Below are 12,613 nucleotides of genomic sequence, written 5' to 3'. Positions count from 1 at the left end.
TCCACTGGGTCCGGTTATAGGCCGGTGATGGATTCGGAGCGGCTGCGGCGGCTTGGACGAGCCTCGCGCTGATCCTGCAATACATTTACGTCCTTGGTGCGTTGGCTGTTGACCAAACTGGCCAGGCTGACCTTGGACAGATAATCGAAAATCGTGGTGTTCAGGCTGGTCCACAGGTCGTGGGTCATGCAGCGCTGATTGGTGCCAAGGCAGTTCTCGCGGCCGCCACATTGCGTCGCATCGACCGGTTCGTCGACCGCGACGATGATGTCGGCCACCGAAATCGCCTCGGCATCCTTGGCTAGCGTATAGCCGCCGCCGGGACCGCGGACGCTCTCCACCAGGCTGGCGCGGCGCAGTTTGCCGAACAGCTGCTCAAGATAGGAGAGCGAGATGCTCTGGCGCTCGCTGATACCGGCCAGCGTTACCGGGCCGTTGCTCTCGCGCAATGCCAGGTCGAGCATGGCCGTAACGGCAAAGCGGCCTTTGGTAGTCAGTCGCATGGTCGGGTTTCCCTTGGGTGGTTGCCGGCCAGTATCTTATTTCCGAGTATTTTAGTCAACTATTCGTGGCCGAAGGCCCCGGCCCGCACGCCGCCGGTTCAGGACAAACCCGACTATTTTACTGGGTTTAGTCGGAATTGGGCACGCTTTTCTGTGTGGCGGGCTAAATGGTAAGGAGATGCTTGGTGTATGATTCAAGCAAACATTTGTTTGGATCGACGGATCTGCTCTGGCATCCTTGCCCAGAGCGCCAACAGGAAAACCCATCAATGAATCAGGTCGTTATCAGCGGCACCGGACTGTTCACCCCGCCGCATGCCATCAGCAATGAAGAGCTGGTGGCCTCGTTCAACCGTTACGTCAACCGTTATAACACCGAGCACGCCGACGCGATTGCAGGCGGCAAGACCGAAGCGCTGGTCGAATCGAGCGCGGAATTCATCGTCAAGGCGTCGGGCATTCAGAGCCGCTTCGTGCTCGACAAGGATGGCGTGCTCGATCCCGAGCGGATGAAACCTTTCCTGCCAGAGCGCGGCAACGAGGAGATGTCGGTCCAAGCCGAGATGGCGGTGCACGCGGCGCGCGAGGCGCTGGAGAACGCTGGGCGCTCGGCGGCCGACATCGACATGGTGATCGTCGCTTGCTCGAACCTGCAGCGAGCCTACCCGGCGCTGGCGATCGAGGTGCAGAACGCGCTGGGCATCGATGGTTTCGCCTTTGATATGAATGTCGCCTGTTCGTCGGCGACCTTCGGCATCCAGACCGCAGCCAATGCGATCGCGAGCGGTCAGGCTCGCGCGGTGCTGATGGTGAACCCGGAAATTTGTTCCGCCCACCTGAATTTCCGCGACCGGGACAGCCACTTCATCTTCGGCGACGCCTGCACCGCGGTGGTGCTGGAGCGGGCCGACCTGGCGGTGTCGGCGCAGCGTTTCGCGGTGCTCGGCAGCAAACTGGCCACGCTGTTTTCCAACAACATCCGCAACAACGCCGGTTTCCTCAACCGCTGCGACGAGCGCGGTAGCGGCGCACTGGACAAGCTGTTCGTGCAGCAGGGCCGCAAGGTGTTCAAGGAGGTATGTCCGATGGTCGGCGAGCATATCGTCGCCCACCTCGCCGAGCTGGCGCTCGAACCGACTGCCGTCAGGCGCTTCTGGTTGCATCAGGCCAACCTCGGCATGAACGAGCTGATCGCCCGCCGGGTGCTCGGCCGCGAAGCCAACCGCGACGAAGCGCCGGTGATCCTCGATCGTTACGCCAATACCAGTTCTGCCGGCTCGGTGATCGCCTTCCACCTGTATAGCCGTGACATGGCGGCAGGGCAGGTCGGCGTACTGTCGTCGTTCGGCGCCGGCTATTCGGTCGGTTCGGTCGTTCTGAAGAAATATTGATTTGTCACATTTTGTCGCCAACGATACAAACGACGATACATCGATGCCGCTGAATGTAGGCATGCCACCTCACCGCCTATAACAAAAACGTAGCAAGCATAAGTTTTTGTAAGTGGATAGGAAGGGGAGCCTTCTGAAATACTCGCGCTCACAGCTCACACTAGTCGGGCAAATGGGTCGTGGTGAATTGGCTAGGGGAGGGCGGTGCTCCGTCGAATGACCGTGGCGCCGAACTACCCAAAACGTGCGGTACGGATTGCACTTGCCAATTCATCACGACCTGAATAATGTATCCCGGCGACGCCATAGAGCGTCAGGTTATATAAAAATAATTACCGTTTATAAACAGAGAAGAAGGAAACTATCAATGCGCGCTGCCAAGACGCTGCTGATTACTGCCGGACTGCTTACCGCCGCCTCGATGGCCCAGGCTGCCGGCACCTTGATTTATTGCTCGGAGGGGAGCCCGGCCGGTTTCGACCCGGGTCAGTACACCACCGGTACCGATTTCGACGCCTCGGCCGAAACCGTGTTCAACCGCCTGACACAGTTCGAGCGCGGCAGCACCAAGGTCATCCCGGGCCTTGCCGAGAAATGGGACGTCTCCTCGGACGGCCTGACCTACACCTTCCACCTGCGCCACGGTGTGAAGTTCCAGACTACCGACTACTTCAAGCCGACCCGCGAGTTCAACGCCGACGACGTGGTATTCACCTTCGACCGCATGCTCAACAAGAACAATGCGTTCCGCAAGGCGTACCCGACCGAGTTCCCGTACTTCACTGACATGGGCATGGACGAGAACATCACCAAGGTCGAAAAGGTCGATCCGTACACCGTCAAGTTCACCCTGAAGAAGATCGATGCCGCCTTCGTGCAGAACCTGGCAATGAGCTTCGCGTCGGTCCAGTCGGCCGAATACGCGGACAAGCTGTTGAAAGAAGGCAAGCCGCAGCTGATCAATCAGCAACCGGTCGGCACCGGCCCGTTCATCTTCAAGCGCTACCAGAAGGACGCGCAGATCCGCTTTGCCGCCAACAAGGACTACTGGAACAAGGCTGACGGTCCGAAGGTCGACAACCTGGTGTTCGCGATCACCACCGACCCGTCGGTACGCTTCCAGAAGCTGAAGGCCGGCGAGTGCCAGATCACCACCTTCCCGCGTCCGGCCGACCTGCCGGCGATCAAGGCCGATGCCAAGCTGAAGGTGATTACCCAGCCTGGTTTCAACCTGGGCTACCTTGCCTATAACGTGAAGCATAAGCCGCTGGACAAGCTGGAAGTGCGCGAAGCGCTCGACATGGCGATCAACAAGAAAGCCATCCTCGACGCGGTGTACCAGGGTGCAGGCCAGTCGGCCACCAACCCGATGCCGCCGACCCAATGGTCATACAACAAGTCGCTGAAGGATGCGCCGTACAGCCCGGATAAAGCCAAGGCGCTGCTGGCCAAGGCCGGTTTCCCGAACGGCTTCGACCTGGGCCTGTGGGCGATGCCGGTGCAGCGTCCGTACAACCCGAACGCCAAGCTGATGGCCGAAATGATCCAGGCCGACTGGGCCAAGATCGGCGTGAAGGCCAAGATCCAGTCGTACGAGTGGGGTGAGTACATCAAGCGCGCCAAGAAGGGCGAGCAGGACACCATGCTGATCGGCTGGACCGGCGACAACGGCGACCCGGACAACTGGCTGGGCGTGCTGTTCGGCTGCGACGCGATGAACGGCAACAACTTCTCGAAGTGGTGCTACAAACCGTTCGAAGACCTGATCCAGAAGGGCAAGACGACCTCCAACGTTGCCGAGCGCACCAAGCTCTATATGAAGGCGCAGGAGATCGTGAAGCAGCAGGTTCCGCTGACCACGATCGCCCACTCCACCGTGAACCAGCCGATGAGCAAGTCGGTGCAAGGGTTCAAGGTCAGCCCGTTTGGCCTGAACTCGTTCTACGGCGTCAGCCTGAAGTAAGGCGGGTTTGCTGCTGAAGCTGTAGCGTGCACGTCGGGGGCCAGGCCCCCGATGTGCATTAAGGGACGGTCGTTTATCCAGGGGGCATTTTTTCTGGGCGACTGGCTCCCTGGCAGCGTGAAGCGGACGGAAGGGTGAAAACGGAGTGGAATGGTCGTGGGTTTGACCTGAATCAAGATCGGTTCGGGTACCGGCTGCTATCTTGCACAGGTCGAGGCAGCAGCGATGACCGTTTTAGGTGGGTGGTTCGGTCGTGGCTGTTGCCCGACACCTCTCCCGCCGTCCCCCTCCCGATTTCTCCCGACATCCTGACACTTCACTCTGCGTTGCAATGCGGCGACGAGGTCCTGCGCGTGTCGCGTGCCGATCCACCGGCATACCGACGGCCACGCCGCCATTTCGGACAACCCGAAACGAGAGAAGTCCCATGCTGTTGTTCCTGTTCCGACGACTGAGCGTGCTGATTCCCACCTTCCTGGGGGTCACGCTGCTGACTTTCGGTCTGATCCGGATGATTCCGGGCGACCCAATCGAGGTGATGGTGGGCGAGCGTACGCTCGACCCGGCGATGCATGCCGCGGCGATGCACCGGCTCGGTCTCGACAAGCCGTTGCCTGCCCAGTACTTCGATTACCTCACCAATCTGCTGCACGGCAACTTCGGCGAGTCGCTGATCACCCGTGACAGCGTCTGGCACGAATTCACCACCCTGTTCCCGGCCACGCTGGAACTGGCAACCGCCGCGATGATCTTCGCGGTGGTGGTCGGCTTGCTCGCCGGCGTGATCGCCGCGATCAAGCGCGGCTCGATCTTCGACCACGGGGTGATGGGTATCTCGCTGACCGGCTTCTCGATGCCGATCTTCTGGTGGGGCCTGATCCTGATCATGTTCTTCTCGGTGAAGCTTGGCTGGACCCCGGTCTCGGGCCGCCTCGATCTTGCCTACGACATCACTCCGCGCACCGGCTTCATGCTGATCGACAGCTGGTTGGCCGAGCGGGCCGACCCGTCGGCCAACGCCGGCGCCTTCGTCGACGCGCTCAAGCACCTGATCCTGCCGGCCATCGTGCTGGGTACCATCCCGCTGGCGGTGATCGCGCGGATGACCCGCTCGTCGATGCTGGAAGTGCTGCGCGAGGACTATGTGCGCACCGCGCGCGCCAAGGGCCTGTCGCCGGCTCGGGTGATCTTCATCCACACCCTGCGCAATGCGCTGATCCCGGTGCTGACCGTGGTCGGCCTGCAGGTGGGCACGCTGATGGGCGGTGCGGTGCTGACCGAGACCATCTTCTCCTGGCCGGGCATCGGCAAGTGGCTGATCGACGCGATCGCGCGCCGTGACTATCCGGTGGTGCAGAACGGCATCCTGATCGTCGCCACCCTGATCATCGTGGTGAACTTTATCGTGGACATCCTCTACGGTATCGCCAACCCGCGTATCCGCCACGCCAAGTAAGCCGCAAGGAGAGACATCATGGCGAATACCGTCCAAACCGCCGCTCGCGAGGACCTCTCGCAGACCTATCCCTCGCCGCTCAAGGAGTTCTGGCAGGGCTTCTCATTCAACAAGGGGGCCGTCGCCGGCCTGGTGTTCATGGCGCTGGTGCTGCTGGCCGCCGTGTTCGCGCCGCTGGTGGCCCCGCACAGCCCGATCGAACAGTTCCGCGATCACCTCTTGACCCCTCCGGCCTGGCTGGAAGGCGGCCATGCGAGCTTCCTGCTCGGCACCGACGAACTGGGCCGCGACATCCTGTCGCGCCTGATCTACGGCGCCCGCCTGTCGCTGCTGATCGGTCTGTCTTCGGTGATGATGGCGCTGATCCCGGGCGTCATCCTCGGCCTGTTGGCCGCGTTCTTCCCGAAGGTGCTCGGGCCGATGATCATGCGCCTGATGGACATCATGATGGCGCTGCCGTCGCTGCTGTTGGCGGTGGCGATCGTCGCCATCCTAGGGCCCGGCCTGATCAACACCATCATCGCGATCGCGTTTACCGCGCTGCCGGCCTACGTGCGCCTGACCCGCGCGTCGGCGATGACCGAACTGAACCGCGACTACGTGACCGCCAGCCGCGTCGCCGGCGCGGGCCTGATCCGGCTGATGTTCGTCACCGTGCTGCCCAACTGCATGGCGCCGCTGATCGTGCACGCGACGATGAGCTTCTCGTCGGCCATCCTCGATGCCGCCGCGCTGGGCTTCCTGGGCCTGGGCGTGCAGCCGCCGGCCGCCGAGTGGGGCACCATGCTCGCCTCCGCACGCGACTACATCGAACGCGCCTGGTGGGTGGTGACCCTGCCGGGTCTGACCATTCTGTTGTCGGTGCTGGCGATCAACCTGATGGGCGACGGCCTGCGCGATGCGCTCGACCCGAAACTGAAACGCGCCGCCTGAGGGGAATGCGATGAGTCTGCTAACTATCAAGAACCTCTCGGTCGCGTTCGGCAATCCGGCCAATCCGTTCCGCGCGGTCGAGAACATGGACCTGACCGTCAACCAGGGCGAGATCGTCGGCATCGTCGGCGAGTCGGGCTCGGGCAAGTCGGTGACGATGATGGCGCTGATGGGGCTGATCGACGCCCCGGGCCGCGTCACCGCCGACGAGCTCTCCTTCGACGGCAAGAACTTGCTCAAGCTCAGCGCGCGCGAACGCCGCAAGATCGTCGGCAAGGACATTGCGATGATCTTCCAGGATCCGATGACCAGCCTGAACCCGAGCTACACCGTCGGCTACCAGATCATGGAAGTGCTGAAGGTGCACCAGGGGCTGCGCGGCGCCAAGCTCAAGCAGCGCGCGCTGGAACTGATGGAGATGGTGGAGATCCCGGCGGCGAAGAGCCGGCTGGACGCCTATCCGCACCAGCTGTCCGGCGGCATGAGCCAGCGGGTGGTGATCGCCATGGCGATCGCCTGTAACCCCAAGCTGCTGATCGCCGACGAGCCGACCACCGCGCTCGACGTGACCATCCAGGCGCAGATCATGGACCTCTTGGTCAATCTGCAGAAGAGCCAGAACATGGCGCTGATCATGATCACCCACGACCTGGCGGTGGTGGCCGAGATGGCCGACAGGGTGGCGGTGATGTACGCGGGCCAGGTGGCCGAACTCGGCCGCGTGCCGGAGCTGTTCCGCCAACCGGCCCACCCGTACACCGAGGCGCTGTTGGCGTCGATCCCGGAGCACAGCAAGGGCGCCGAGCGGCTGTCGACGCTGCCGGGCATCGTGCCGGGCCAGTACGACCGGCCGAGTGGCTGTCTGTTGTCGCCGCGTTGCCCGTATGTGCAGGAGCGCTGCCGCGCCGAGCGGCCGCAGCTCACGCCGTCGGCCAACGGCAGCGTGCGTTGCCACTTCCCGCTGATCGCCCAGCCCGTCGAAATTCGTGATCGGAAGGTCGCCCAATGAGTCAAATCGTTCTATCCGCCCGCGACCTGACCCGCCACTACAAGGTGTCGCGCGGCTTTATGAAGGGGCATGCCACCGTCAAGGCGCTCAACGGCGTGTCGTTCGAGCTAGCGGCGGGCAAGACGCTGGCGGTGGTCGGCGAGTCCGGTTGCGGCAAGTCGACGCTGGCGCGCCAGCTGACGCTGATCGAGGAGCCGACCTCGGGCGAGCTGAGCCTCGACAATGTGTCGGTGGCCAAGGCCGGCCAGAGCGAGCTGAAGGCGCTGCGCCGCAAGGTGCAGATGGTGTTCCAGAACCCGTATGCCTCGCTCAACCCGCGCCAGAAGATCGGCACCCAGTTGGCCGAACCGCTGACGATCAACAGCGATCTGTCCGCCGCCGAACGCGAGGCCAAGGTGAAGGCGATGATGGCCAAGGTCGGCCTGCGCCCGGAGCATTTCTACCGCTATCCGCACATGTTCTCCGGCGGTCAGCGCCAGCGGATCGCGATCGCGCGGGCGATGATGCTGAACCCGAAGATCGTGGTGGCCGACGAGCCGACCTCGGCGCTGGACGTGTCGATCCAGGCGCAGGTGCTCAACCTGTTCATGGACCTGCAGCAGGAATTCGGCACCGCCTATGTGTTCATCTCGCACAACCTGTCGGTGGTCGAGCATGTCGCCGACGACGTGATGGTGATGTACCTGGGCCGCGCGGTGGAGGTGGGCAGCAAGACGGCGCTGTATGCCAAGCCGCTGCACCCGTACACCCAGGCGCTGTTGTCGGCCACGCCGTCGATCCACCCGGAAGACCGCAAGACCAAAATCAAGATCGTCGGCGAGCTGCCCAGCCCGCTCAATCCGCCGACCGGCTGCGCTTTCCACAAGCGCTGCCCGCACGCGGTGGAGCGCTGCAAGCAGGAGGTGCCGGAGCTGCGCCCGATCGGCGGCCGCCAGGTGGCTTGCCACCGAGCCGAGGAAATCAACGTCTGATAGACTGGGATAGCCGGTTGCGAAACCCCGCCATTGGCGGGGTTTTTTTATTGCGCTGCAAAAAAACGGCTTGTCCGCCTTCCGTCACGCGGGGTACATTCGCCATGAATACGATCCACTATCGAGGAAGACGAGAATTGAAACGTGCCGTGTATGCCGGTAGCTTCGACCCGCCGACCAATGGGCACCTGTGGATGATCCGCGAGGCCGTCGAGCTGTTCGACGAGCTGGTGGTCGCCATTGGGGTCAATCCCGACAAGCATTGCACCTTCAGTGTGGAGGAACGCGCCGACATGCTGCGCGCTGTTACGCGCGGCTTCTCCAAACTGCGCGTCGAGGTGTTCGAGCACCAGTTCCTGGTCAACTACGCGCAGAGCATCGGTGCCAACTACATCGTGCGCGGCATCCGCACCGCCAGCGACTACGAGTACGAGCGCACCATGCGCTACATCAATTCCGACCTGCACCCGGACATCACCACCATCTTCCTGTTGCCGCCACGCGAGTACGCCGAGGTGTCGTCGACGATGGTGAAGGGTCTGGTCGGTCCGCAGGGCTGGGAGAACGTGATCCGCCAGTACCTGCCGGAGCCGGTGTACCGCAAGCTGATTGCCTATCAGAAGAGCCAGTAGGACCCACCGGCTGTGGCCGGTGTACAATCCATTCCTATCGATGGCGCTGTTTCCGTCCGGCTCGGGCGGGGCGGCGCCAGTCCTTTTCTAGATCAGGAGTAAGCGCTGTCATGGTGGACGTCAGTCCCTTCGCCAACCGGCTCGGCAAGAACATCAAGCATTACCTCAAGTGGGCGCGTCGCCAGGGCATCGACGCCTGGCGCGCCTACGACCGGGACGTGCCGCAGTTTCCGTTCGCGGTCGATTTCTACGGCGAGCGCGTGCACCTGCAGGAGTTCGACACCGGCTGGCTGATGCCGGATGACGAGCACGAGGCGTGGCTTGCCGAAGTGGTGGAGGCGATCTGCTTCGTCACCGGTTTCGACAAGAGCGCGGTATCGGTGAAGACCCGTCGCCGCCAGAAGGGCGAGAACCAGTACGAGAAGACCGGCGAGGAGGGCGAGGACTTCGTGATCGAGGAGTTCGGTCAACGTTTCTGGGTCAACCTCGACACCTATCTCGACACCGGGCTGTTTCTCGATCACCGCAATACCCGCAAGCGGGTGCGCGAGGAGGCGGCTGGCAAGCGCTTCCTCAACCTGTTCGCTTATACCGGCAGCTTCACCGTCTACGCCGCCGCTGGCGGCGCGGTGTCGAGCGAGACGGTCGACCTGTCCAACACCTATCAGGCCTGGTCGCGTCGCAACTTCGAGCTGAACGGCCTGGACCTCGACGCGCACCGGCTGGTCCGCGCCGACGTGTTCCAGTATCTGGACGACGCGCGTGCGGCCGGCAAGCAGTTCGACCTGATCGTGATGGACCCGCCGAGCTTCTCCAACTCGAAGAAGATGCTGGAGATCCTCGACGTGCAGCGCGACCAGGAGCGGCTGATCGACGGGGCGATGGCGCTGCTGGCACCGGGCGGCACGCTGTACTTCTCCAACAACCTGCGCAGCTTCACGCTGGAACCCGCGTTGGCCGAACGCTACGCGGTGCGCGACATCAGCGCGCAGTCGGTGCCGGAGGACTTCCGCAACAAGAAGATCCACCAGTGCTGGCGCATCCAGCATCGCAGCTAAGGTTGTCATCGCAAGGGATAGTCGGCCGCTATCGGACAGGTTGAAAAATATAAGCGGTGCTATCCCTTTCAAAAGCGGCGGTGCGCCCCTATCCTGAGCCCATGGCACGTAGCCACCCGTAACCGATAGGAAAGAAACCGCCATGGCGACCATCAACCTCACCGCCGACACCTTCAACAGCATCGTCGACACCGACGGCATCGTCATCCTCGATTTCTGGGCACCGTGGTGCGGCCCGTGCAAGTCGTTCGGCCCGGTGTTCGAAGCCGCGTCCGACAAGCACACCGACGTCGTGTTCGCCAAGATCAACACCGAGGAAGAGCAGGATCTGGCGGCCCATTTCAACATCCGTTCGATCCCGACGCTGATGGTGCTGCGCGACAACGTGTTGCTGTTCAACCAGGCCGGCGCGTTGAGCGGGGGCCAGCTCGAGCAACTGATCGGCGAAGTGCGTGCGCTCGACATGGACAAGGTCAAGGCCGAGTTGGCAGAAGCCGAACAGCAGTAAGTCTGTCGATTGCTGGTAGCGGGCGGGCAGGGGCGGACCCTGTCCGCCCGTTTTGTTCTGCAAATCGGCGATTGTCGCCGGAAGGCAGGGCGGCTAGAGTCAAATCAGTTCCCCCCCGAGGCGTTGAAGACGAGGCTCATGAAGACGTTTCTGCTGTTTTGTTGGCTGCCACTCACCGCCCAGGCCGCCTGCCCGACGCTGCTGAATCAACAGCTGCCGGGGTTGATGGGCGGTACGGTTGATCTGTGCCAGTACGCCGACCGACCGGTGCTGGTCGTGAACACCGCCAGCCACTGCGGTTACACCCCGCAGTTCACCAAGCTCGAGGCGCTGTACAAGCGCTATCGCGATCGCGGTTTCGTCATCGTCGGCGTGCCGTCGAATGACTTTCACCAGGAGCTCGAAAGGAACAGCGACATCGGCAAGTTCTGTTTGGCCAACTACGGTGTCAGCTTCCCGATGGCGACCAAGGCGCACGTAGTCGGGCCGGACGCGATCCCGCTGTACCGCCAGCTGATCACGGTAAGCGGCGACGCACCGCGCTGGAACTTCCACAAATATCTGATCGCGCCGGGAGGCACAACGGTGACGAGCTACGGCACCCGCACCGAGCCGGACGACCCGAAATTGATCGGCCAGATCGAGGACTATCTGAACGGGATGCCCGCGCCGGCGCCAAGCGTGCCGCCGCCAGCGCCTCCCCGCTTGAAGGCGATCAGCGGCTCGTAGCATCAGGCCGCTCTGTCGAGGTCTCTGCACACGCTGCCCGGAACATCCATCCGGGCAGCGTTTTTTATGCCCGGCAAAACATTAGGCGGTGCTGAACTGCGCCGCTGTCATCCTGTCACAGCCGTCGTACAATGTGAGGCCCGGGGGTCCGAGCCACGCGCCCCGATTCTGTTGATGGTATTCCCATGCTCAAACGGCTTCTTCTGCTGCTGCCGCTGATCTGGCTGGCAGCCTGTTCCACCGCACCGCGTGCGCCGACCAGTAGCAGTGGTCCCTCCTTCGGCGGCAACGCTCGCTACGCCCCGGTCGGCTTCGACCAGCTGCCCGACTGGAAAGCGCAGCAATCCGGTACCACGCTGTTGGCACTGCAGCAAAGCTGCAAGACGCTGCAGCGCCGCGCTGGCTGGGGCCCGGTGTGCAGCGAGGCGGCCCGCTTGTCGCCGGACAATGCCGCGATGGTGCGCCAGTTCTTCGAGGCCCGCTTCGTGCCGTGGCAGCTGCGCGACGGCGCGAGCAACACCGGCCTGATCACCGGCTATTACGAGCCACTCTTGGCCGGTAGCCGCACCCGGTCCGCACGCACCCCATACCCGGTGTACGGCGCACCAATCGACCTGTTGTCGCTGGACGTCTCCGCCGCCGACCGTGCACGCTCGGTGCTGGTCGCCCGCCGTGCCGGCGCCAAGCGCCTGATGCTGGTGCCGGGTAAGACGAGCGCCGGGGCAGGAGAGTTCGAGCTGAATCCGACCGACTTCGCCAACGACGGCCGCGGCAAGACGTTGAAGGGGCGCATTGACGGCAACCGCTTCGTGCCGTACTACACCCGCGCGCAAATCGCGCAGGGACAGGGCGTAAATACCGCACAGGTGCTCGCCTGGGTGGAGAACCCGGTCGAGCTGTTCTTCCTGCAGGTGCAGGGCTCGGGGCGCATCCAGCTCGACGACGGCAGCTTTCTGCGCGTCGGTTTCGCCGACACCAACGGCTATCCCTATCAGTCGATCGGCAAGTGGCTGGTCAACCAGGGGCAGATGACGTTGGGTGATGCGTCGATGCAGGGCATCCAGGACTGGATCGCCCGCAACCCCTCGCGTCAGGACGAGCTGTTCAATGTCAACCCGAGCTACATCTTCTTCCGCACCCTCGGCCATCCGGAGGGCGGCCCGCTCGGCGCGCTGGGCGTGCCGCTGACCGACGGCTATAGCATTGCGGTCGACCCGCATTACATTCCGCTCGGCTCGCCGGTCTACCTGTCGACCACCTACCCGCTGTCGACCCAGCCGCTCAACCGCCTGATGCACGCGCAGGACACCGGCACCGCGATCCGCGGCGCGCTGCGTGCCGACTTCTTCTGGGGCTACGGCACCGAGGCTGGCATGTACGCGGGGCGGATGAAGCAGCAGGGCAGCCTGTGGCTGCTCTTGCCCAAGGGCGTCAACCCGCCGGCCTGAGCGCCGGCTCGC

Annotated in this window: 12 protein-coding genes; 11 read left to right on the top strand and 1 reads right to left on the bottom strand. The window is 63.1% G+C overall.

The annotated features are described in order from the left end of the window. Positions 1-14 precede the first annotated feature (14 nt). Positions 15-503 carry a Fe-S cluster assembly transcriptional regulator IscR gene (gene iscR, locus QU481_RS08480; RefSeq protein ID WP_289829519.1) on the bottom strand — a complete coding sequence of 163 codons (489 nt, stop codon included), beginning with the start codon at positions 501-503 and terminating at the stop codon, positions 15-17. 269 nt (positions 504-772) lie between these two features. Between iscR and QU481_RS08475 the strand changes: the two genes are divergently transcribed. The 11 genes from QU481_RS08475 (at position 773) to mltA (ending at position 12,601) form a co-directional block, all read left to right on the top strand. Next, positions 773-1,894 (top strand): beta-ketoacyl-ACP synthase III, encoded by a 1,122-nt coding sequence (locus QU481_RS08475; RefSeq protein WP_289829518.1) that lies wholly within the window; start codon positions 773-775, stop codon positions 1,892-1,894. 367 nt (positions 1,895-2,261) lie between these two features. Next, positions 2,262-3,857: an ABC transporter substrate-binding protein gene (locus QU481_RS08470; protein WP_289829517.1), complete on the top strand. Its 1,596-nt coding sequence runs from the start codon at positions 2,262-2,264 to the stop codon at positions 3,855-3,857. Between the two features lie 427 nt (positions 3,858-4,284). Further along, positions 4,285-5,313, top strand: a complete 1,029-nt coding sequence (locus QU481_RS08465; protein WP_289829516.1) for an ABC transporter permease subunit — start codon at positions 4,285-4,287, stop codon at positions 5,311-5,313. A gap of 18 nt (positions 5,314-5,331) precedes the next feature. Next, the gene (locus QU481_RS08460) at positions 5,332-6,246 is read left to right on the top strand and encodes an ABC transporter permease subunit (protein WP_289829514.1); all 915 of its coding nucleotides are present in this window, start codon (positions 5,332-5,334) and stop codon (positions 6,244-6,246) included. Between the two features lie 10 nt (positions 6,247-6,256). Further along, positions 6,257-7,255, top strand: a complete 999-nt coding sequence (locus QU481_RS08455) for an ABC transporter ATP-binding protein (protein ID WP_289829513.1) — start codon at positions 6,257-6,259, stop codon at positions 7,253-7,255. Further along, complete coding sequence (locus QU481_RS08450) at positions 7,252-8,226, top strand: peptide ABC transporter ATP-binding protein (RefSeq protein ID WP_289829512.1); 975 nt, start codon at positions 7,252-7,254, stop codon at positions 8,224-8,226. Before QU481_RS08455 ends, QU481_RS08450 begins: the two co-directional genes overlap by 4 nt. 104 nt (positions 8,227-8,330) lie before the next feature. Continuing rightward, positions 8,331-8,858 (top strand): pantetheine-phosphate adenylyltransferase, encoded by a 528-nt coding sequence (coaD, locus tag QU481_RS08445; protein ID WP_289829511.1) that lies wholly within the window; start codon positions 8,331-8,333, stop codon positions 8,856-8,858. Positions 8,859-8,968: 110 nt separating this feature from the next. Beyond that, positions 8,969-9,916: a class I SAM-dependent methyltransferase gene (locus QU481_RS08440; RefSeq protein WP_289829510.1), complete on the top strand. Its 948-nt coding sequence runs from the start codon at positions 8,969-8,971 to the stop codon at positions 9,914-9,916. A gap of 142 nt (positions 9,917-10,058) precedes the next feature. Continuing rightward, a complete protein-coding gene (trxA, locus tag QU481_RS08435) occupies positions 10,059-10,424 on the top strand; it encodes a thioredoxin (protein WP_289829509.1) in 366 nt (121 codons plus the stop codon). A 138-nt stretch (positions 10,425-10,562) separates the two neighbouring features. Beyond that, positions 10,563-11,153, top strand: coding sequence for a glutathione peroxidase (locus QU481_RS08430; RefSeq protein WP_289829508.1), 591 nt, complete (start codon positions 10,563-10,565; stop codon positions 11,151-11,153). 185 nt (positions 11,154-11,338) lie between these two features. Beyond that, positions 11,339-12,601, top strand: coding sequence for a murein transglycosylase A (mltA, locus tag QU481_RS08425; protein ID WP_289829507.1), 1,263 nt, complete (start codon positions 11,339-11,341; stop codon positions 12,599-12,601). Positions 12,602-12,613: the final 12 nt, after the last annotated feature.

Source organism: Crenobacter oryzisoli, from assembly GCF_030385785.1.
GTDB lineage: Bacteria > Pseudomonadota > Gammaproteobacteria > Burkholderiales > Chromobacteriaceae > Crenobacter_A > Crenobacter_A oryzisoli.
Note: the sequence above shows the minus strand (reverse complement) of the source record. Positions and strands in the feature narration are given on the sequence as shown.